This window comes from Nocardioides caeni (genome assembly GCF_004912195.1).
Lineage (GTDB): Bacteria > Actinomycetota > Actinomycetes > Propionibacteriales > Nocardioidaceae > Nocardioides > Nocardioides caeni.
Map to the genome: position 1 here is coordinate 213,105 of NZ_STGW01000005.1, position 20,812 is coordinate 233,916.

Below are 20,812 nucleotides of genomic sequence, written 5' to 3' on the forward strand. Positions count from 1 at the left end.
ACGCCCTTCGTCCCCACGGTCGCAGGCGAATCGACAACTTTCCCCAGGCCCTGGTCAGCCACAGTGGTCAAGCAACTCGCCGAGGGCGCGGATCTCGCTGCTGTCGGCGGCAAGGCCCCACCTCGACTTGGTGAGGGTCCACCGGACGCCGTAGGCGCACTGGTAGCCCTGACGGGGGCGCCACGCTGCCGGATCCTCGTCGCCCTTGCTCGCGTTGGTCGGGCCGTCGACCGCGAGCAGGGCGTCGAGGTCGTTGGCATAGGCAGCGCGGCGCTCGGCCGTCCAGTCGCTCGCACCGGAGCGCCAGGCCTCCGCCAGCGGGACGACGTGGTCGATCTGGATCGCCTGGGCCTGCGCGCCGTCCTTGAGGTCGTCGAACGTCAGCAACACCCCGGTGTACGGGTCGAGCCACGATCCCGCCAGCACGTCGTGGTCGCAGGAGTCCTGCCGCTGGACGACGACGGTGCCGGGCAGCACGTCGCGGAGCAGCACGTCGTCACGCTGGTTGCAGCCGTTGCCGTCCGTGTCGGCCCACGGCTCGCCGAAGGCGTCCCGGTCGTACGGCGGCAGGCCGGCCGGGTGGCGCTCGACCACTCGCAGCGTGTCCAGCGCGGCCCGGGCGACGGCGACCTCGGGCTCGGGCTCGGCTCGCGTGGAGGGCGTCGTGGGCAATGTCGGCGTACTCGTCGGCGTCGTAGTCGTCGGCGGCGTCGGCGTCGTGGTCGCCGTGACCGTCCGCTCGGCCGGAGTGTCATCGTCCCGGTGCGGCCCCCGGCTGCACCCGCCCGTCGTGGCGACGATCGCCGCCAGCAGCAGCGCGGCCGTCCTGTCCACTCCCACGGGCGGAGGCTACGTCGGCACTCCGAGCCTGTCCGGCGAACAGCCCGCCCGGCGCGGGCCGTCGTTGGAGACGGCACCTCGGTTCCGATGGAGAGCGCCCACGGCCCCTGCCGTCCGGCTACCGTCCGAGTGGGTCCGGTCAACTGTGCAGTGTCCCCCACACCTGGACCCCGCCAGCCGCCCCGCCGTCCCGAGACCGATGGGGCGGCTGACGCAGGTGGCCGCCCTCTCGCCGTACCCGAAAAGCACTCAGGTCCCGCGCCTGCTCGGCACGGGACCTGCTCCGGATGGTGGGCGATACTGGGTTCGAACCTGTCTCGCTGGTTTCGGTACGTCACTGGGTTGACCAGCGAACTCAAGCGGTTGACCTGCAGAAACGCCGCCCAGTGACGTAATCAGAACGTATCACGATGTTTCAGGATTACACTCTGATTCCGTCCTGATTCCGCACGTATTCCGCACAGAGGACCGCCCATGGCCCGCCCGAAGCGCACGTTCGGCAGCATCCGCAAGCTCCCCAGCGGCCGTTACCAAGCGACCTACTCCGACCCGCGTGGCACCCTCAGCCCGACCACCGGCCGGACAATGCAGCACAACGCGTCGACCACCTTCGACACCCGCGAGGATGCCGAAGCGTGGCTCACCGACGTACGCCGGTCGATCTCCCGCGGAGAGTGGACTCCCCCCGGCGAAGCGGGCGCCGCCCGCAAGGCTCCTGTCACCTTCGCGTCGTACGCCGATCGGTGGCTCGAGCGCCGCACATTGAAACCACGCACCCGCCAGCACTACCGAAAGTTGCTCGACCAGCACCTCGACCCGACGTTCGGCGCAACGGCACTCCGGGCGATCACATCAGAGGACGTCGCAACCTGGCACCACGAGATGGGCAGCGGGACCCCCACTGTCCGAGCACACGCCTACGGCCTGATGCGGACCATCCTGGGCAGCGCACTCCAAGACCAGCTGATCCCCCACAACCCGTGCCACATCCGCGGGGCCGGCAACGCGAAGCGTCAGCACCGCGTGAAGCCGGCAACGCTGGCCGAGCTCGAGCAGATCGTCAGCGCGATGCCCGCCAACCTCCGCGTGATGGTGCTGTTGGCCGCTTGGTGTGCGCTTCGATTCGGCGAGCTCGCCGAGCTGCGGCGCAAGGACATCGACCTGACGAACCGGGTGATCCACGTCCGCCGCGGTGTTGTGCTCGTCGACGGCACCCGGCTCGTCGGGACGCCGAAGTCCGACGCCGGCCTACGAGACGTCGCGATTCCACCGCACCTGGTGCCGCTGTTGAAAGAGCACGTCAAGGAGCACGCACAGTGGGGCCGCGACGGCCTGCTGTTCCCGGGCAAGAGTGGCGAGCAGCTCGCACCCTCGACGCTGTACGGTCGCGCGCCGACCAAGCAGCGGTCGGGAAGCGGGTTTTACGGTGCCCGCGCGGCCGCTGGGCGCCCCGATCTCCGATTCCACGACCTCAGGCACACCGGCGCGGTGCTCGCCGCGCAGACGGGCGCCACGCTCGCCGAGCTCATGGGTCGACTCGGCCACTCCACCCCCGGCGCCGCGATGCGCTACCAGCACGCCGCGCAGGACCGAGACCGAGCGATCGCCGAGGCCCTGTCCGCGCTCGCCACAGGCGCCAGCTCGTGAAGGTCCTCGACGCCAAGATCGTCTGTGATCGGTGTGACCGGCTCCTGGCCCGAATCGGCCACGTCGACGGCCGCGGCTGGGCGTTCTCGGTGCGGCGCCACGCGATCGTCGACCGCTCCACCGTTGACGGCGAGCCGCGCGTGACGTTCGAGTGCCCGCGCTGCCGAAGGACCAACATCCGGTGGAGAGTCGCGACGCTCCACCGACGCGCCGACGCGGGCGAGCGGATCATTGGTGTCTGATCCTGATAGATTCTGACCACTCAAAGTTCATGGGTTGGGGCACAACCTCGAAGGCCGCCCACGCGCAAGCGTCACGAAGCTGATCCGTCTGGGCGGAGCGGCAGCGGAGCCGTACCCGATGAGCACCTCACCCGGCCAGCGCCGTCTGGTCAGCCTCGACGAGGCCGCCAACTACCTCGGTGTCAACGTTCTCACCATCCGCCGACGCATCGCTGCTGGCGAGCTCGACGCGTTCCGTGTCGGCCGAAGTCAGAAGGCGCCAATTCGCGTCGACCTGGCGCAGATCGACAACGAGCTGCTTCGCCCCATCCCGGCCGCGGAGGCCGGGAAGTGACCGGCCCGGACAGCGGCGCGGCCCCCGACCATGCCGAGGTCGAGGACCGCCAGGTACTGCCACCAACCGACAGCGTAGACGCGACCGACCAGCCCTGTCCCCACTGCGGACACGACCCCATCGACGACGTCAGCGCGCTCGAAGCGATCACCGCCGCGAAGAACATGATCGTCCGCCGGCAGGCCACCATCGACGCCTACTACGACGCGTTCGACCAGGTCTGGACGCTCAGCGCGCCGTCGAACTGGCGGCGATCGCTGCGGGGGCTCCTGAACGCAGGCCTCCCCCGCAGCGCCATGGTCGACGCCGCGCGGATCGCCCTGGACGCCGACCACGTCCCGACCAGCCGCCGGTTCGTCTACTTCATGGGCGCGGCCCGGAACAGGCTGCGCGACATGGACGGCTACGCCCTCGAGCGCATGCTGCGGGAGCTCTGATGGGCGCCGCCAACGTCAAGGCCGTCTACCACCTGTGGGGACACCTCGACGGCCTGCCGTTCCGCGTCCTCGTCTACATGGCCCTCGTGGCGAAGGACAAGGACGATCCCCCGCTCTACTTCGCCGGCCACCGCGCGCTGCAGGAGGAGGCACTGCGCCGCTCCGACGTCGGCTCCACGGCGGCCGAGCAGGCGACCAAGCGGGCCGTCCGCGCGCTGACGAAAGAGAAGGCGATCACCCTCCGCAACGACCCCACACGCAGGACATCGACCTACGCCCTGAACCTCGTGCTGGGGGGACGCTCAGCGACCCCCCGAGAGGGGACGCTCAGCGACCCCCCGAATGCTGACACCCCGGTCACTCACCGACCCCCCACCCCCGACGCTGAGCGACCCCCCACCCCGGTCACTCACCGACCCCCCGGGGGGACGCTCAGTGACCTCCCCCAAGAGGAGGAAGAAGGTGAGGAACCACCTGAGGAAGTCACAGAAGGAACCAAATCACCAGACGTAGACACCGTCACCAGGTGCGTCCACTGCCACGGCCGGACGACGATCGACGGCGAGTGTGTGAGCGGATGCGACAGGCGGGCAACCGCATGAAACCCAGCACCCGCCGACGCCGAGAGAACGAGCAGCTCCGTCCCCTCGTCGCCGAGCTGCGAGCAGAGGGCTTCACCTGGGCAGCGATAGGCCGCCAGCTCGGCGTCGACCCACGCCGCGCCCAGACCATCGGCCGACAGACACCGCCACCCACTCCCACCCCACCCAGCCACATCGACTACCCGGACTGGCTGGACGACGACACGGCCAACGACGCCGTACGCCGAGTCATCGAGCGCAAACTGCGCGCGCTCCGCACCACCCGAACCGACGTCCTCGCATGGGCCACCGACCACGGCATACCTACGCCCGACGAACCTGGCGCCGTCAGCCTCGAGCTCCTCGAGCTCTACGCCGAGCGCCACGACCTCGACATCTACCCAGCACAGGCCGCCCACCGATCGCAGCTCGCTGACGCCATGCACTGGGCCCACAAGCACGCATGGGAGCGCGGCAGCCGGGAGGACCGGTGACCCGCCGAGATCGCCCCGTGCGCGGAATCGGGCAAGACCCAGACCGTTTTGGCTCCGGCCTCGGCCGGGAGCCGGCGCCACTCGCGCCGAGTCTCTCTCTCCCCGACCTGGCGGCGCTCGAGCGGGTGCTGCGGATCGGGGTGCAGGAGGCGACCGCGCATCGCCTCGACACCACGGCGGCTATTTCGGTGCTGGGGAGAATCCGCGCACTGCAGGCGCGCGGTGCGCGAGTTTCTGGCGCGGAGCCTCGTGAGTTGCTCAGTCTGAGAGAGGCAGCTCGCCGCGCCGGCGTCTCTGAGTCAACGGCTCGGGGGTGGGTGACGACCAGGGGACTTGAGCCCATCGGTCGGTGCGGCGGGCGGCTCCTGTGGACAGCGGAGGACGTCGTGGAAGCGGCGGAGAGGTTGGGGCGATGACCGGTCTGATGGATCACCTGCGGAGCCAGGTGCGGAGCGTGCTGGATCCGTCCGCGTCGGCGTCGGTTCGGGCGTCCCACGCCCACACGGCGGCCGAGACGGCGTCCGACATCCGTGACGCGATCCGTGCCGGCGAGCTGGTGCTGCGTGGCGCTCGGGTGATGCAGATGCTCGACGGCGGCGAGGGTGCGCGGGATCCGTTGCACGCGCTCGCCGAGTACCGCGACCTGGCCGACTTCCCGGGGCTGCTCCCGACGCACGTGCTGAACGACGGTCTGACCGGTTACGGCCCGGTCCCGCTGGTTCGTGGGTTCGCGCGTCCGTGGCAGACCGGCGACCTGAAGGGCACGACCCCGATCCTGCCGGGGTTCACGACGGCCGGCCCGTTCGCCGGCATCGACCCGACGCTGCCGCTGACGCCGGACACGGACGGGTGGGCGATCGTCGACGTCGCGGCGGGCGAGGCGCGACACTGGTCGATCCTCGGGTTCGACGTGTCGCGGCAGCTGGCCGACTGGATCGGGCCGACCGGGAACGCGCTGCTCGACCAGCTGGTGCTGGACGACGTCGACCTGGCGGCGGAGACGTTCGTGGCCGCGGCGATGGTGACCGCCGCCGGCGGCACCCGGGCCGCCGGTGCGGACCTGGGCGCCGCGCTCGACGAGGCTGAGGGCGCCGCCGGCGTCCGGGGTCCGGTGCAGGCCCTCGTCGTGAACGCGGTCGACTGGCCGGCGGTGCGGCGGGCGGTGGCGTCGACGTTCTTCGACGGTCCACACCCGCAGGTGCTGGTGTCGGCCGGGCAGGCGGCGGGGACGGCGACGTACGTTGGGTACGGCGCGGTGCGGTTCATTGTCGACGGCTACGAGCGCCAGGAGGTCGAGGCGCCGCGGTCGTTCGGGAAGACGGCGGCAGTCGCGCGGCCGTTCTACTTCGAGGTCCGGGACGCGGCGGGCCTGCAGACCGTGACGGGCATCGGAGCGTGACATGCCGATCGTCGTGGAGACCACCGCCGGAGCGGACCCCTACGCCGGGATCACCAGGGCGTCGTCGTACCTCGACGTCGTCAAGGCGCGGGATGCCCTGCTGCGCATGGCTGAGGAGCGGCGGCACGCGCAGACCGGGCGGCGGATCGTGGACAACAGCGAGGCGATGCTGCGGACGCTCGAGCTCGCGAGCGATCTCGGTGTGGCCGGCCCGGTGATGCATCGTGCGGTGACCGGCACGCCGTCTGACATCGCGACGACCGTGGCTCTGGTCCGGGTGCACGTCGAGGAGCATGGGGCCGGCGCCGTCCGTGCGCTCGAGGATCTCGCGATGTCGACCACCGACCGGGCGCAGCGTCTGAACTTCGCCAGGGCTGCGGCCGCGCTACGGGACGTCGACCCGACACGGCTGCGGGCCCTGTCCCTGGCTCACCACCGGCGCCAGTTGCACGCGTTGGCGCCGGACTCATCCCCGACGCCGGCACCGGTGTCGACATCGCGGAGGCGCCGCCGATGAACGCGACCAGCATCCCTTGCCCGCAGTGTCACGCGCCGGCCGGCGAGCCGTGCACGGCAGGCGGCGACCACTTCGCACGCGTCGTCAAGGCCGAGGCGCTCGCGGTCGGCAACGTCACCACGGAGTAGCTCATGGATCCCAGCATCGTCGTACGCGCGACCGGGGACTTCCGGCGCCTGACCAGCGATCTCAAGCAGGCCGAGGGCAACGTCAGCAGCTTCGGGTCGAAGGCCAAGGCCGCGATCGTCGGTGCGGGCCTCGTCGGCACGGCCGCGCTGGTCAAGCTCGGCGCGGCGTCGGTGTCGGCCGCGTCCGACGCGCAGCAGTCCATCGGCGCGACCGAGTCGGTGTTCGGGAAGTACGCCGACACCGTCATCAAGCGGAGCGCGGAGGCGTCGAAGGCCGTCGGTCTGTCGGCCAACGAGTATCGCGAGCTCGCGAACGTCACCGGAGCGTCGCTGGCGTCGACCGGGCTGCCGATGCGGCGAGTCACCGACCTCACCGACCAGCTGACGCGCCGCGCGTCTGACCTGGCCGCGACGTTCGGCGGGACCACGAAGGAAGCGATCGAGGCTGTGTCGTCGCTGCTCCGCGGTGAGGCTGACCCGATCGAGCGGTACGGCGTCAGCATCAAGCAGTCCGACGTGAACGCGCGGCTGGCGGCGAAGGGGCTCGACGAGCTCGAGGGGTCGGCCCGGAAGCAGGCCGAGCAGCAGGCCCGGCTCGACCTGCTGTTCAAGCAGACCAGCAAGAGCGCCGGCCAGTTCGCGTCGGAGTCGGACACCCTCTCTGGTCAGCAGCAGCGGCTCAATGCGCAGGTCGAGGACCTCGAGGCGTCGTTCGGTGAGCTGCTCCTGCCGATCCTGACCGACGTGACGGCGTGGGCGTCGGACAACCTGATCCCGGCGCTGCAGGACCTGCAGGGGTGGGTCGCGGACAACAAGGACGAGATCCGCGAGTTCGCCGGCGAGCTCGAGGACCGGGCGCTGCCGCCGCTTGAGGCGACGGTCGACGTCGTCAAGGAGGCGGTGGGCTGGTTCTCTGAGCTTCCCGGGCCGGTCAAGGAGGTCGGCATTCAGGCCGGCATCGCCGCGCTGGTCCTACCGAAGCTCGCCGCCGGCGCGACCGCCGTCTCCGGCGCCATGCTCGGCGCCTCCGCGGCCACCGGCGGGCTGGCCGCCCGGCTGGCGCAGAACCGGGCCGCGATGTCCTACCAGACCACGGTCATGGGCAAGGCCCGGGAGGCGATGGTGGGATTCGGTGGCGCGGCGCGGACCGCCGCTGGCGTCGGCGGCATGGTCGCGCTGATGCAGTCGACGCAGCAGACCGACGACAAGCTGAAGGTGCTGACAACGACCGCCGGCGGCGCGCTCCTTGGGTTCTCGCTGGCAGGCCCGATCGGCCTGGCGATCGGCGCGGGCGCGGGCGCCCTGGTCGGACTCGCGAGCAGCGTCGACAAGGCCGCCGACGCGGCGACGGCATCGCTGACCGAGTGGAGCAACTACGCCGACACGCTGAATAAGGTCACCGGCGCCGCGACGAAGGTCACGCGCGAGAAGGCCTTGATGGACCTGCAGTCCAAGGAGGGGCTGATCCCTGCAGCGCAGGCGCTCGGGATCGCGCAGCGGGACCTGGTGAGCGCGATGCTCGGCCAGGAGGGCGCACTGGCGCGGGTGAATGCCGCGATCGAGGCGAACATCGGCGTGACCGGGGTGTCGGTCGACGCCTACGGCAACTTTGTTGCGACGCAGAGCCTGCTGGGCGAGGAAGCGCGGACCGTCCAGGAGGCGCTGACCAACCTGTCGGGCACGATCGACGCGAACGCGCAGAAGGTCCGAGACGACGCACTCGCCACCCAGACCCTCGCGGACCTGTTCAAGGGCTTCCCGAAGGCCGTCATCACCGACATGCAGACGGTCGGGATCCCGGACTCCATGCAGGAAGTGCGCCGCATGACGCGGGCGTACAACCTCACCCCGAAGCAGATCAAGACGCTACTGCAGGTCACCGGCGTGGGCGATGCGGTGAAGAACGTCAACCGCGTGAGTCACCGACTGGCCGAGGTCGACGACACCAAGGTGACCCTCAAGGGCTGGCTGACCAGCCTCGAGACCGCGATCGAAGAAGGCGCGCACATCAGCGATCGTGAGCAGAAGCTCATCGGGAAGAAGCTCAAGGCGATCGAGCAGACCAACCCCAACCTCAAGCCGAACGTCGAGAACCTCCGCACGGCCATGCGGGAGTCGAAGACGACGGCGGCCGGCGCGACCCAGGTCGGTACCCAGCTCAAGACGGGACTGCTCAACGGCATGGCCGGCACCGGGCCTGCGCTGACGGCGATCATGACGAGCGCGGTCCGGAACGCGATCGCGGCAGCCCGCGCCGAGGCCGACATCAACTCGCCGTCTCGCGAGACCGAGTACATCGGGCGGATGCTCGGCGACGGCCTGGTGGGAGGGATGCGCCGGACGGCGCCGAAAGCACGCACGGAGGGCGCCAAGCTGATCCGCGCGGTGCTGGGCGGGATCGACGACGGCGCCGAGGGGATCGACCGGTCCCTCGAGCGGATCACGAAGGCAATCCGGAAGCACATCACCGGGAAGAACGAGGGCGCCCGAGAGGCCCGCTACCTCAAGTCGCTGCGGAACGAGTTCCGCGCGCTGAACGACAACGGCCGCGCGCAGGACCGCATCACCCGCAAGCTCGAGGCGCAGCGTGACAAGCTCCGCGAGCTGCGCGACGAGTACGCCGGCTACGCGACGATGATCAAGGACGCCGTGTTGGCGACTGGTGACGTCACGCAGATGGGGCGGCTCGACGACGGGACGGTGTCGCTGTCGGCGCTGCTCAGTCAGGCGGACTCTGCGGTGATCGACGCGGAGCGGTTCACGGTCCTGATGGAGCAGCTGGCCGACGACGGGCTGTCGGAGTCGCAGATCCAGCAGATGCTCGCGGCTGGTCCGGCGGCGGCGTTGGCGACGGCGGAGGCGATCGCGTCCGGTGGGGACACGGCGATCGCGCAGCTCAACGCGTACGCCGACCGGCTGGCGGCCACGGGACAGTCGCTGTCGAAGAACATGGCGGACCGCTACTACGGCGCTGGGGTGGCGGCGCAGCAGGGCATCGTGGCGGGGCTCGAGTCGGAGGCCGCGAAGCTCGACCGGGCGGCGATCCGGCTGGCGAACCGGCTCGTCAAGGCGGTGAAGACCGCGCTCGGGATCCGGTCGCCGTCGCAGGAGTTCCGCGACATCGCGGACGACATCACCGGCGGGCTGACGATGCAGCTCAAGGCGAACGACACCTACGTGCACCGCACCGGGCAGATCATGGCGTCGTCGTTGGTGAAGGGGTTCGGACAGCCACAGCTCGGGGCTGACGCAGTGCACTGGCAGCGTGCGACCCGTGTCGAGTTCCCGGAAAAGCTCGAGGTGTCGCTCCACCTGTCGGCCGACAATCTCGGCCGTATCAGCCGCGGCGAGCAAATCGTCCAGGACGCATCGGCGTACTTCAGGAGCGGCGGGCGCGCGTTCAGCCGGTGGGGTGGTCCTCTTTGAGCCCCGAGGAACGGCGTGCTGCACTCACCGAGCTCACCGCATGCCGCGACTACATCACCACGCTCTGCATGACCGCCCACGAAGCAGAGCGGCCCGACCCCGACGCTGCAGGGGTCGGGCCGCTCCACCCGGGCGAGGTCCTCGCCGAGCTACTCGTTCACGTCCACTCCCTCGCGACCATCCTGACTCGCATGCTCCTCAAGCCAGCTGGCCGCCCGCAGGAGTGACTCCGCAAGCCCGCGGAGGTCCCGAGGTGTCTCCGGGGCGCCCGGCTCGTACGCCGCGACGTCGGGGCTGATCTGCACGATCGGCGGGTCCATCCGGCCGGCGAGGATCTCGTGCCGGGCGGCGCCCCACACGTGCTCACCGAGCTCGATCGTGTGGTCGACGAGCGGGGCGCCGGTGGTCGCGTCGATGTCGATGTCGTGCACGGCGGGGTCGCTGGCGTGCTGGCACCAGGACGGGCAGGTGATGGTCGTGCTCAGTGTGTCGGGCATCTGGACTCCTTCGATCGGGAGCCAGGTCCATTCCGCACGTCTACCGCACGATCCCCGCAGGTCAGGGCCGGGATTCCGGCCCTGACCTGCGGGTTCTTCGGTGGGCGATACTGGGTTCGAACCAGTGACCTCTTCGGTGTGAACGAAGCGCGCTACCACTGCGCCAATCGCCCGGATGCGGATCGACATGAACCGCGGTCGGAGACTCTAACGCATCTCCGGACCGCGGCTCTCATCGGGAGGCTCAGCCGAGGTGGTGCACCTCCTGGAGCCGGTGGACCGGCGTCTCGATGCCGGCGTGCCGCGCCTTGAGCTGCAGCGCGAGGTAGAGCGAGGAGTGGCGCGACTGGTGCAGGTTGCCGCCGTGGAACCAGAGGTTCTCCTGCTGGGTCGGCTTCCACATGTTCCGCTGCTCGCCCTCCCAGGGACCGGGGTCCTTGGTCGTGCCCGAGCCCAGGCCCCAGACCTTGCCGACCCGGTCGGCGACCTGCTGGCTGATCAGGTCGGCGGCCCAGCCGTTCATCGAGCCGTAGCCGGTTGCGTAGACGACGAGGTCGGCGGGCAGCTCGGTTCCGTCGGCCAGCACGACCGACGTCTCGGTCAGGCGGTCCACCTGCCCCTTGGCCAGCTTCACGTCACCGCTCGCCACGAGCTCGGCTGCACCGACGTCGATGTAGTAGCCCGAACCGCGACGCAGGTACTTCATGAACAGGCCCGAGCCGTCGTCGCCCCAGTCCAGGTCGAAGCCAGCGGCCTCCATCCGGTCGTAGAAGTCCTGATCGCGCTCACGCATCCGGTCGTAGAGCGGGATCTGGAACTCGTGCATGATCCTGTAGGGCAGCGACGCGAAGATCAGGTCGGCCTTCTCCGTCGTCACACCCGCCTCGAGCGCACGCTCGGAGTAGAGGTCGCCGAGGCCGATGTCCATCAACGTGTCGCTCTTGACGATGTGCGTGGACGATCGCTGCACCATGGTCACGTCGGCGCCCGTCTCCCAGAGCGCCCCGCAGATGTCGAAGGCGGAGTTGTTGCTGCCGATGACCACGACCTTCTTGCCCGCGTAGGCGTCCGGTCCTGGGTGTTGCGACGAGTGGTGCTGCTCGCCCTGGAACACGTCCTGACCGGGCAGGGTCGGGATGTTGGCCTTGCCGGACATCCCGGTCGCCATCACGAGGTGCGTCGGCTTCAGCACCAGCGGCTTGCCCTCACGCTCGAGGTGGACCGTCCACTGCCCTGCCTCGTCGTCGTAGGCGGCCTTCGTCGCGACGGTGTTGGACCAGTACGGCACCTCCATCACGCGGGTGTAGAACTCCAGCCAGTCCCCGACCTTGTCCTTCGGCGCGAAGACCGGCCAGTTGTCGGGGAACTTCAGGTACGGCAGGTGGTCGTACCAGACGGGGTCGTGCAGGCAGAGCGACTTGTAGCGGTTGCGCCACTGGTCCCCCGGTCGCGGGTGCTTGTCGATGACGAGCGCTGGTACGCCGAGCTGGCGCAGCCGGGCGCCGAGGGCGATGCCGCCTTGTCCGCCGCCCACGACCAGGACGTAGGGCTGGGTGTCGACCCCGAGCGCGGCGTCCTCGGCCTCGCGGCGCTCCAGCCAGGTCACCCGCTCCCGGGTCGCCCCGTGCTCGGCACCCATCGGGCGTCGTACGCCGCGGGGCTCCTCGTGGCCCTTCAGCTCGTACAGCGTCGTGAGGAAGGTCCATGCCTTCGGGCCGTCTCCGTCACCAGGATCGATGATCCGCGCCAGTCCGCGGCCCCGGCCGATGGCGGTCTCGAACTCGAACCAGGCCGTCGTCACGCCGTCGGCGGTGGCGGCGGGCTCGGTGAGGCGGAAGCCGCTCGGGTCGACGCGGTCGAGGGTGGCCTCGAGCAGGCCGGTGACGCCGTCGGGGTTCTCGACGGTGGTGAGGTTCCAGGAGAAGGCGATCAGGTCGCGCCAGAAGCTGGTCGCGGCGAACAGTCCGGCGGCACGGGTGACGTCACGGGCGGCGAGGGCGTCCTCGAAGGCGGCGAACCAGGCGGTGGCGGGGTCTGCAGTTGCGGTGGTGGCGGCCGTCCGGACGGGCCGTTCATCGAGCTGGGTCATGCCACGAAGTCGACCTCCCGGCAGTACGAGGCGGGAACCGTTGCACGGTGTTGCATGTGGCCCCGGTCACATCGACGTGCCTATCGTGGAGTCATGGCCACGCACGACCTCGCGCTGCGGGCCCGCGACCTGGTGCGGATCCACGACGCGGTGCTCGCCGGCACCGCGCCGCCGGAGCGTCCGCGGGCCGTCGTGTCGCGGTCGTGGTCGCGGGTGATCGGGATGGGCGTGGATCCCGACGGGCGCAACGGGCGCGACCCGTTGCTGCCGGGCGAGGTGGACGAGCGGCGTCGTACCTCCCGCCTGTCGTTGGTGATCGACGAGATCCGCGAGCTCCTGCTCAGTGCCGCCGACGCCTCCAACTACCTGGTCGTCGTGACGGACGCCGACGGCATCGTGTTGTGGCGCAGCGGATCGCCGCGGGTGAAGCGTCAGGCGGACGGCCTCGGCTTTGCCGAGGGCGCGCTGTGGACTGAGGGAGCCGTCGGCACGAACGCGATCGGCACCGCGCTCGAGGAGGGCGCCCCGGTCCAGCTGTTCTCCGCCGAGCACTTCGAGCGCGCCCAGGTGCCCTGGTACTGCACGGCCTCCCCCATCCACGATCCGGTCGACGGCTCGCTCCTCGGGATCGTCGACGTCAGCGGTCCCGCCCTGACGCTCCATCCCGCGATCGAGGCGCTCGTGACCGCGTCCGTGCGTCTGGCCGAAGCGCGGCTGTGGCGCCACCACGGGGAGCGACTCGAGCAGCTTCGGCGTTCCGCCGAGCCGCTGCTGTCCGGGGCCAACGGTCCGCTGCTGGTCGTGGACGACCACGGCTGGGTCGCGGCCCATCAGGGAGTGGCCGTGCGCGACCGAGTCGAGGCGCCCCGTGCCGACCGTGCCCTCGCTGTCCCGGGACTCGGGCTCTGCTTGCCCGAGCGGCTGCGGGGCGGCTGGCTGATCCGGCCGCGAACCAGCGCCGCGAGTCTGCGGGCGACCCTCGATCTGTCGACGTCGCCGGCGACGCTGGAGGTCCGCGGTGGCGATGCCCCCTGGCGGGTGGCCCTGTCGCCCCGGCACGCCGAGATCCTCACCGCGCTGGGAGCCGCCGGACGCGGAGGTCTGACGGCGAGCGTGCTCAGCCACCGGCTGTACGGCGATGGGGAACACCAGGTCACGGTGCGGGCCGAGATCTCTCGGATGCGCCGCGCCCTCGGTGCGCTGCTCGCCACGAGCCCCTACCGGCTCGGCGAGGGCGTCGACCTGAGCGTCGTCGGCGACCCCGCCGACCCCGCCGACCCTGCCGACCCCGGCGATCTCAGCGGTCGAAACCGATGAGCGAGTGCTCGTTGTCGCGCCAGGCCTGAGCGGCGGCCGTGGTCACCGGCCCGGGGGCGACCAGCTCGCGATCGTCCCAGCGGTGCACGCCCTGCACGTCCCGGGTCGTGGAGACGAGGAAGACCTCGTCTGCCGCCTGCGCCACCTCGATCGGCTCGTCCACCTCGACTCCACCGAACCAGTCCAGGACGAGGTCGCGGGTGACGCCCGCGAGGCAGCCGCTCGCCAACGTCGGGGTCCGTAGCTCTCCGTCGATGACGTAGAAGACGTTGGTGCCGGTGCCCTCGCACAGGTGACCGGCCAGGTTCGCGAAGATCGCCTCGGTGGCGCCGGCCTGCCGCGCCGCGGCCAGGGCGACGACGTTCTCCGCATAGGACGTGGTCTTCAGACCAGCCAGCGGCCCGCGCTCGTTGCGCGGCCAGCCGACCGTGACGGCGCTGGTGGTGGGGGCGGCCGGCTCCATCGGCGCCGCCACCACGATGTGGGTCAACGGCTCGTCCCCACGGCCACTGCCCAGCGGCGCATTGCCGCCGGTCACGGTGATGCGCAGACGCCCCAGCGGCATCGCGTCGCTCTCGAGCACGGCGAGCACTCCTCGTCGTACGGCGTCGAGGTCGAGACCGATCAGACCCAGCCCTGCCGCGGACCGGGCGAGCCGGTCGAGGTGACGCTGCAACGCGAACGGTTGACCGTCGACGACCTTGACCGCCTCGAAGACGGCGTCGCCCACCGTCAGGCCGTGATCGGTCACTGGCACCGCGGGAGCGCTCGCGTCGGGCAGCAGCTCACCGTTGATCCACACACGCATGACGCCCACCCTAGAGGCCCCCGACATGCCCAAGTGGACCCCCATTTTGGCGCCGTTCACCGGATCGGCTAATGTTCTCAACCGCACCACAGAGCGGCCGGAAACGGCGGCAAAGCGGTGCGATGCGGACATAGCTCAGTTGGTAGAGCGCAACCTTGCCAAGGTTGAGGTCGCGAGTTCGAGTCTCGTTGTCCGCTCGGAGAGGTCAGGCCCCTGGCTGACCAGGTCAGTCCAGCGTGATTGTCCTGGGCAGGCCTCCGCGGTGGGTTGGCCGAGAGGCGAGGCAACGGACTGCAAATCCGTGTACACGGGTTCAAATCCCGTACCCACCTCCACCACACAACTCCACAGCACCACCTCGGGCGATTGGCGCAGCGGTAGCGCGCTTCCTTGACACGGAAGAGGTCACTGGTTCAAACCCAGTATCGCCCACCAGTAAAGCCGCAGGTCAGAGGCCCTTTTGGGGCCTCTGTTCTGCTTTTCGTGCAACATACGTGCAACAAGGATTCGGCGCGCGCACCTCGTCAGCGGCACTCAGAGTTGCGCTGTGGGCATCTTTTGCGGAGTGGCTTCTAGGTCGTCGAGCTTGATCCGGATGGCCCGCTTTCCGCAGCGGTACGCCGGAAGCGTGCCGGCTGCGATCCAGCGCCGGATCGTCCTGACCGAGACCGACATGGACTCGGCCGCCTCCTCGAGGCTCACGTAGACCGCGATGGCTCGTCGCTCAGCCATCGGAACGCACCTCGACCTGGGTGACCTTGGCGGAGGCCAGGAAGCAACGGGCCTCCGCGACCGTCACGTAGAGCCGGCCAACGCCCTGAAAGCGCGTCCATCGCGGGCCGATGCCACGGCGACGCCAGTCACGGACGGTGCGTTGCGGTGTGCGGATGAGTTCGCAGAACTCCTCGAACAGGATCAGGCCGTTGTCGTCCCAGTCCTCGGGGATCCCGATGGGTGTCACCATCACGTCGCCTTTCGTTGCTGGCCGCCGACGGGTTCGGCGACTCTGGTTGAGAAGCACCGCCCCTCGTGTGGGTCGGACGTCCGCTGACCGCTCGTGTCGAGACCGGCTGCTCCTTGGTCACCTAAGTCGTCTCAGGTCCCGCGAGCGATCACCTGAACGATGGGACTTGGTCAACGACCGATTCCCTGCCCCCGCGGAGGGGTGCTCAGGGGTTGCCGCTCTTCAAGCCGCCGCGGGCGCTCGGCCAGTCCGTCGGTCAGGGCGGCGGCCTGCAGTGATTCGGAATGCGCCAGCGCCCGTGTGCCGTAGCGCTCGATGTCCTCGTCGACGCGGGTCGCTGCGTGTCCTGGGCCGAGGTCGGCTCGATTGCGACTGAACACGCCCGCCCATTGCTCGCGGGCGTCCTCGACAGAATCGGCGACCATGTGGGCGACGTTGCTGTGGCGGCCGCGGGTCATGGCGACGTACGCAGATGCTGCTCCGGTGGTCTCGCCCACGACGAGGTGGGCGGAGTCGACGGTCTCGCCCTGGGCGCCGTAGACGGTCGAGGCGAAGGCCAGTTCGACGTGCCGGTCGGCGTAGGCGGCGGGCAGTTCTCGTTGACCGGCGCGACCGGTGACCAGCAGGCTCCCGTCGTCGCCGATACCGGCGACGGTCCACACGTCGCGGTTGGCGACGCCGAGCTCGCGGTCATTGCGACGCGTCGCGACACGGTCACCGAGGCCGATCCGCTCACCACTGCGGGTGACGGGCTCACCGTTCCGCTCATCACGGGGCTGGCGGTGGTCGCGGATGGCGGCGTTGAGCGCGCCGACCTGTTCGCGGGTGTCGGCGATGATCAGGTCCTCGCTTGCGGCGCCGATGTCCGCGAGGGCGGCGGTGCGTTCGACATCGGTGGCGTGAACGCTGATGAGTCCGCGCTCGAGGAGGGCGTCGAAGACGTCGGCTGGGTGGTCGCCTTCGCGCATCTTCAGGCTGAGGTCGGCGTACTCCGGATCGACGAATCGATGCACGGACTCGAGCTCGAGATGTGCGGTTGGTGGTGTCCAGCGTGCGGCGATGTCGAGTAGCCCGCCGCGACCGACGGCGGGCAGTTGGTGGCGGTCCCCGAGAAGCGCAACAGTCGCGCAGGCGCGGTCGGCGATCGCAAACAGTGCGCGGGCAGTGTCCTGGTCGAGCATCCCGGCTTCGTCGATGAGCAGGACGTCGCCGGGTGACAGCCGTGCGGCGACGTTGATCTGTTCGCGGGCGAGGTTGATGCGTGACCAGTGGCCGTCCTGGTCCCATCGGAAACCATTTTGGTGGATGAGCCAAGCCGCGGAGAACGCATCGGTGCCGACCTGCTGTCGCGCAGCCTGTGCTGCTTTGAGGGTCGGTGTGACGACAAGAAGTCGGCGGTACTGCGCATCGAGGGCAGCGCGGGCGGCGGCGAGGGTGGTGGTCTTTCCGGTGCCGGCCGCACCCTCAATGACGAGGAGGCCGGCGTCGCCGGCAAGTGCCGCGACGACCGCCCGTTGCGCGGCATCGAGGTGGTCGCTGTTCGTGATCCGGCCCGGACGTTGGACCGGTTGCAGTACGCGCGTTGCGATGGCGTCGATGAGTTTCGCTTCGACGTCGAGTACCCGGTCGGAGGTGAGGTTCCTGATGTGGTCCGGCACGTCACCGCGTTCGCGCAACGGCCGGCAGCAGGCGACCGCGCGTGCGGTGAGGTCTTCGGCCAGCTCCGTGCGTGCGGCTCGGTCGGCGATGATGCCGACCGCGGGGATCAGTTTCTCGACTTCGCCGCGAATGTCGGCGGCGTTCCAGGCCGAGCGTTTCGCTCCGAGCCGGGTGAGGACGAGATCAACGGCAGCGTCGCGACGCAACCGACCGATAGTCGTCGCTCGAACCTCGACGGGTTCTATCGGTAGACGGAAGCCGAGGTCGTGCAGCTCGACGTTCCACCGAGTGACAAGGTCGACGCCGTCGGCCGGTACAACCTTGTCGGGACGTGCATCAGCCCACGCGCGACGATCCCACGACTGTCGCAGCTTCGGCCCCGGCTCCTCGCCGGGGTGCTCGGTGCGCCATGCGGCTTCGTAGCGGTCGACGTTGCGGTTGATCTGCGAGGTTCGTTGGCTGAACCGACCGGCGTACGGCGCGAGCTGCTGAATCTCGCCGGAGTCGTCGAGCGTGTAGCCATGTTCGGCGAGCGCGGTGCGGAACTCGGGGTCGCACATCACGGCGGCGTGACCGATGCCATTGAGCGCCTCGATGGAGTCAACAACTCCGACGGAGTGCAAGCCACGCCATGCACCTGCCGCGTGCACGCGCGCGTTTATCTGAACGTGCAGGTGACGGTGCGGGTCACCGGCACGCGATGTGTAGTGCCGCACGACCGCGGCCTCGATCTTCTCGACGGGTACCTGGACCTGGCGTCCGCGCGGACCGACGCGTGTGGTTGCGTGCTGGGCAACCCACCCGATGACCTCCTCGGCCGCGCGGGTCTGTGCCGCTTCGTAAGCAGCAGCGAGATCCGGATGGAGTGCGGCCGCGAGCGACCAGGTCTTGGGTCCATTGACGACCACCTCGACGAACCTCAACGCGCGATCGTCATCGCGCAACCGGCCCTTCGGCTGACCGGTGGACACGTCGTACCCGGCCACCCACTTTTCGTACGTCGGGCCGTCGAGATCGGGACGCCGATCGATGACAGTTCCGTCGCCGCTCACGTTGACGGCGTAGTGCTCGGCAACGCCGCTTCCCTCGGCGAGGTAGTAGTCATCGCCACGTGAGTGGTCGGCCTCGACATAGGAGCGTGCGGCGGCTGCCGAGCCGCGGTAGAACTTCACCCCACCGTGCATGATGTCCTCGTCACCGCCCGTCACGTCTCGTCAAAGACCCCTGAAATGACACCGGTCCGTCCCCCCGGGGGACGGACCATCTACGAACCTTCGTAGCATGCGTGCCGCCCGGTTTCGAGCCTTCCAATCACCTGGTGGGGATCGGGTTTTGGGACTCGCCAGCGTCCGTCAACAATCGTCATTGGGGCTCACAGCTGAATGCAGCAATGAGATGTACTCAGTGATGTCCTCGGGGTCGCACAAGGTGCGACTGCAGGGGCAGACGACCACCAAGCGGGACGTTCCCGGAGGCACAGGGCCGACGGTTCGCGGGCTGCGCGGGCGCCGCGGCAGAAGCTATGTAGAGCTGCCGCGCATGCCGATCGACGACAGCACCGGAGGTCGTCTTGGCGTCGATTTACGTTGACCCAGTCGATCCTCGACGATGAGAATCGATCTAGCGGATGCCGAAGATGTTGGGACCCCGCACCGTCTTCTATCAGCAGTCCCCTGGGCTGCGAACAGCGTGGGTTGTGTAGGCGTTGCGTTTCGCTTGGCCGCCTTCGCCGAGCGCGACCCGCACGATCATGCCAGCGCTCTCAACTGGTCTTTGCGCACTTCCTTGAGTTCAGAGGACGTTCGTTGTCCTGGCTGCTCGGGGACGAGCCGGGAGTCGGCGTCCACCAGATCGGCCCGAATGGGCTCCCCGCGGCTTGCGCATCATCGTGAGTGGCGGTGCTGGCCGGCAGTTTCCACATCTACGACGACATCAGGTCCAGAACTGATCGAGTGACTCACATTCAGTCGCCGATGGCCCCAGGACTTCTCGGGGCCATCGCCATTTCGGACGCGGAGATCTCGCCACCAATCCCGTCTATTCTTCACCGGGCTGTCACGAGGACGTTGCTCATGACCGGCAGCGTGAGGATTGGTCGCTCGCGCCGTGTCGCTCTGCCAGTTGATCCAGCATCTGAGCCAGAGCGTCGGCAAGTCGGCGCGTACCGGCGATCGCCGCTTCGGGACCGGGCCCGAGCTGCCTGAGATCGGTCAGGTCAAGCGGCGGACCAATGTCGATGGTGACGGTGGGCCGTTTGAACAGTTTCGGGCGGCGGCTGTAGGCCGGCAGGATCTCTTCGGCGCCTCGTTGGGCAACGGGAATGAGCGGCGCTCCTGATTCGATTGCCAGCCGCACAGCGCCTGTCTTGAGTTCCATCAAGCCGCCGTCAGGGTCCTTGGTGATCGTTCCTTCGGGATAGACCACGAGCAGTGCACCGCTGCGAAGTGCCGTCAGGGCGGCGCCGAATCCGTCGGCACCATGAGATCGATCCACCTCCACATGTCCGGCCGCACGGAACCACCTCCCTACGATCTTTTCTTCGAACAGGCTGCTCTTCGCAAGAAGCGCCGGGATCCTTCCGTTGGCGAGGACCATCTCGGCGACGAGTAACGGGTCCAGTTTGGAGATGTGGTTCGCGGCGAGTACGGCTGGGCCGCGTGCGGGTATCCGCTCGACTCCACGCCAGTCGCGCCGGCGCACCAGAATCAGAACCGGCTTGCAGATCACGACGGCCACCCACCAGGCAACGCCCCAGTCCGTGTGCCCTCCAGGAGACGTCACAGGATGATTGCCCGGGCCCTGCGAACCACGCGCCGCGCACGTCGCGCATCTGCGGAGGTCATTGTCCTTGGCTCTGCTCTTGTTCGGCGCCGGCGGCGAAGTGACCGGGATCGACCACCACGAAGGTGGCGTCGGCTGATCCGGTCTTCTTGCCGGTTGCATCAGACGCCTCAGCGTGCAGCAGGAGCCGGCGTCCTGTGCGATTCGTGACCTGTACCCGGAATGTGTAGGGATGGTGCAGTAGGAACGGCGCGTGATATTCGACGGTGAGACTGCGCGTGACAGCCAGTGCTCCGACGGTGTAGAGCGAGAAGCCGAAAAGGTCGTCGAAGGCGAGGGCCACAGCTCCACCGTGAGCGATGCCGGGAGCGCCGACCTGGGCCTCGTCGAACGAGTGCACCGCTTCAACGCCTGAGGCGGTGCGAACCGCGCGAAGGTGCAGACCGGCGGAATTGTCTGGCCCGCACCCCGCGCAGTGCGGGGAATGTGGCGGCAGCACCTGGCCGACCTCCACAGTGACCTGACCGGCGAGATGCGCCGCCCATCCAGCGATCAGACCCCCATCGCGGTAGTCGAGCTCTTCGTGCCGGACAACAGATGCGTAGTCGTAGTCGTGGTCCCCCAGTGTCGCCATGTGCGTCGCTCTTTCTTC

21 protein-coding genes and 4 tRNA genes are annotated in these 20,812 nt (G+C 69.1%); 15 read left to right on the top strand and 10 right to left on the bottom strand.

All coding sequences use genetic code 11. The features are described from left to right. Nucleotides 1–54: 54 nt before the first annotated feature. Nucleotides 55–840, bottom strand: a complete 786-nt coding sequence (locus E9934_RS10420) for an HNH endonuclease family protein (protein WP_136562829.1) — start codon at nucleotides 838–840, stop codon at nucleotides 55–57. A 474-nt stretch (nucleotides 841–1,314) separates the two neighbouring features. Between E9934_RS10420 and E9934_RS10425 the strand changes: the two genes are divergently transcribed. The 11 genes from E9934_RS10425 (at nucleotide 1,315) to E9934_RS10465 (ending at nucleotide 10,045) form a co-directional block, all read left to right on the top strand. Next, on the top strand, nucleotides 1,315–2,487 hold the full coding sequence (locus tag E9934_RS10425) for a tyrosine-type recombinase/integrase (RefSeq protein ID WP_136562830.1): 1,173 nt from the start codon (nucleotides 1,315–1,317) through the stop codon (nucleotides 2,485–2,487). Next, nucleotides 2,484–2,729 (top strand): hypothetical protein, encoded by a 246-nt coding sequence (locus E9934_RS10430; RefSeq protein WP_136562831.1) that lies wholly within the window; start codon nucleotides 2,484–2,486, stop codon nucleotides 2,727–2,729. Before E9934_RS10425 ends, E9934_RS10430 begins: the two co-directional genes overlap by 4 nt. Nucleotides 2,730–2,847: 118 nt before the next feature. After that, entirely contained in the window at nucleotides 2,848–3,063 is a 216-nt protein-coding gene (locus tag E9934_RS10435) for an excisionase family DNA-binding protein (RefSeq protein WP_136562832.1), read from the top strand. Continuing rightward, nucleotides 3,060–3,500 (top strand): hypothetical protein, encoded by a 441-nt coding sequence (locus E9934_RS10440; protein ID WP_136562833.1) that lies wholly within the window; start codon nucleotides 3,060–3,062, stop codon nucleotides 3,498–3,500. The genes E9934_RS10435 and E9934_RS10440 overlap by 4 nt, the downstream gene beginning before the upstream one ends. Further along, a complete protein-coding gene (locus E9934_RS10445; RefSeq protein ID WP_136562834.1) occupies nucleotides 3,500–4,102 on the top strand; it encodes a hypothetical protein in 603 nt (200 codons plus the stop codon). Before E9934_RS10440 ends, E9934_RS10445 begins: the two co-directional genes overlap by 1 nt. Next, complete coding sequence (locus E9934_RS10450; protein WP_136562835.1) at nucleotides 4,099–4,575, top strand: hypothetical protein; 477 nt, start codon at nucleotides 4,099–4,101, stop codon at nucleotides 4,573–4,575. The genes E9934_RS10445 and E9934_RS10450 overlap by 4 nt, the downstream gene beginning before the upstream one ends. Next, nucleotides 4,545–4,991: a helix-turn-helix domain-containing protein gene (locus tag E9934_RS20570; protein ID WP_379191656.1), complete on the top strand. Its 447-nt coding sequence runs from the start codon at nucleotides 4,545–4,547 to the stop codon at nucleotides 4,989–4,991. The genes E9934_RS10450 and E9934_RS20570 overlap by 31 nt, the downstream gene beginning before the upstream one ends. After that, a complete protein-coding gene (locus E9934_RS10455; protein WP_136562836.1) occupies nucleotides 4,988–5,974 on the top strand; it encodes a hypothetical protein in 987 nt (328 codons plus the stop codon). The genes E9934_RS20570 and E9934_RS10455 overlap by 4 nt, the downstream gene beginning before the upstream one ends. Before the next feature lies 1 nt (nucleotide 5,975). Continuing rightward, complete coding sequence (locus tag E9934_RS10460) at nucleotides 5,976–6,491, top strand: hypothetical protein (RefSeq protein WP_136562837.1); 516 nt, start codon at nucleotides 5,976–5,978, stop codon at nucleotides 6,489–6,491. Next, a complete protein-coding gene (locus E9934_RS20455; RefSeq protein WP_275106626.1) occupies nucleotides 6,488–6,619 on the top strand; it encodes a zinc finger domain-containing protein in 132 nt (43 codons plus the stop codon). Before E9934_RS10460 ends, E9934_RS20455 begins: the two co-directional genes overlap by 4 nt. Nucleotides 6,620–6,622: 3 nt before the next feature. After that, nucleotides 6,623–10,045, top strand: a complete 3,423-nt coding sequence (locus E9934_RS10465) for a phage tail tape measure protein (RefSeq protein WP_136562838.1) — start codon at nucleotides 6,623–6,625, stop codon at nucleotides 10,043–10,045. A gap of 149 nt (nucleotides 10,046–10,194) precedes the next feature. Here the strand turns inward: E9934_RS10465 and E9934_RS10470 are convergent, their stop codons facing one another. The 3 genes from E9934_RS10470 to E9934_RS10480 form a co-directional block, all read right to left on the bottom strand. Then, nucleotides 10,195–10,542, bottom strand: coding sequence for a hypothetical protein (locus E9934_RS10470; RefSeq protein ID WP_136562839.1), 348 nt, complete (start codon nucleotides 10,540–10,542; stop codon nucleotides 10,195–10,197). Nucleotides 10,543–10,643: 101 nt separating this feature from the next. Then, nucleotides 10,644–10,715, bottom strand: a tRNA-Val gene (locus E9934_RS10475). A gap of 71 nt (nucleotides 10,716–10,786) precedes the next feature. Beyond that, nucleotides 10,787–12,631: a flavin-containing monooxygenase gene (locus tag E9934_RS10480; protein WP_136562840.1), complete on the bottom strand. Its 1,845-nt coding sequence runs from the start codon at nucleotides 12,629–12,631 to the stop codon at nucleotides 10,787–10,789. A 93-nt stretch (nucleotides 12,632–12,724) separates the two neighbouring features. Here E9934_RS10480 and E9934_RS10485 point away from each other — a divergent pair, with 93 nt between their 5' ends. Beyond that, entirely contained in the window at nucleotides 12,725–13,948 is a 1,224-nt protein-coding gene (locus E9934_RS10485) for a GAF domain-containing protein (protein ID WP_136562841.1), read from the top strand. Here the strand turns inward: E9934_RS10485 and E9934_RS10490 are convergent. Further along, entirely contained in the window at nucleotides 13,929–14,756 is an 828-nt protein-coding gene (locus tag E9934_RS10490; RefSeq protein ID WP_136562842.1) for an aminotransferase class IV, read from the bottom strand. The two genes, E9934_RS10485 and E9934_RS10490, sit on opposite strands and share 20 nt — an antisense overlap. Before the next feature lie 124 nt (nucleotides 14,757–14,880). Here E9934_RS10490 and E9934_RS10495 point away from each other — a divergent pair. The 3 genes from E9934_RS10495 (at nucleotide 14,881) to E9934_RS10505 (ending at nucleotide 15,191) form a co-directional block, all read left to right on the top strand. Next, nucleotides 14,881–14,953 (top strand) — tRNA-Gly (locus tag E9934_RS10495). Between the two features lie 64 nt (nucleotides 14,954–15,017). Beyond that, nucleotides 15,018–15,091 (top strand) — tRNA-Cys (locus tag E9934_RS10500). A 25-nt stretch (nucleotides 15,092–15,116) separates the two neighbouring features. Beyond that, a tRNA-Val gene (locus tag E9934_RS10505) sits at nucleotides 15,117–15,191 on the top strand. Between the two features lie 99 nt (nucleotides 15,192–15,290). Here the strand turns inward: E9934_RS10505 and E9934_RS10510 are convergent. The 5 genes from E9934_RS10510 to E9934_RS10530 form a co-directional block, all read right to left on the bottom strand. Next, nucleotides 15,291–15,488: a helix-turn-helix domain-containing protein gene (locus E9934_RS10510; RefSeq protein WP_056756787.1), complete on the bottom strand. Its 198-nt coding sequence runs from the start codon at nucleotides 15,486–15,488 to the stop codon at nucleotides 15,291–15,293. Further along, on the bottom strand, nucleotides 15,481–15,777 hold the full coding sequence (locus E9934_RS10515) for a hypothetical protein (protein WP_136562843.1): 297 nt from the start codon (nucleotides 15,775–15,777) through the stop codon (nucleotides 15,481–15,483). Before E9934_RS10515 ends, E9934_RS10510 begins: the two co-directional genes overlap by 8 nt. Before the next feature lie 113 nt (nucleotides 15,778–15,890). Continuing rightward, nucleotides 15,891–18,587 carry a MobF family relaxase gene (gene mobF / locus E9934_RS10520; RefSeq protein ID WP_238694882.1) on the bottom strand — a complete coding sequence of 899 codons (2,697 nt, stop codon included), beginning with the start codon at nucleotides 18,585–18,587 and terminating at the stop codon, nucleotides 15,891–15,893. Between the two features lie 862 nt (nucleotides 18,588–19,449). Further along, complete coding sequence (locus E9934_RS10525; RefSeq protein WP_238694883.1) at nucleotides 19,450–20,115, bottom strand: lysophospholipid acyltransferase family protein; 666 nt, start codon at nucleotides 20,113–20,115, stop codon at nucleotides 19,450–19,452. Nucleotides 20,116–20,218: 103 nt separating this feature from the next. Continuing rightward, on the bottom strand, nucleotides 20,219–20,794 hold the full coding sequence (locus E9934_RS10530; RefSeq protein ID WP_082606256.1) for a PaaI family thioesterase: 576 nt from the start codon (nucleotides 20,792–20,794) through the stop codon (nucleotides 20,219–20,221). Nucleotides 20,795–20,812: the final 18 nt, after the last annotated feature.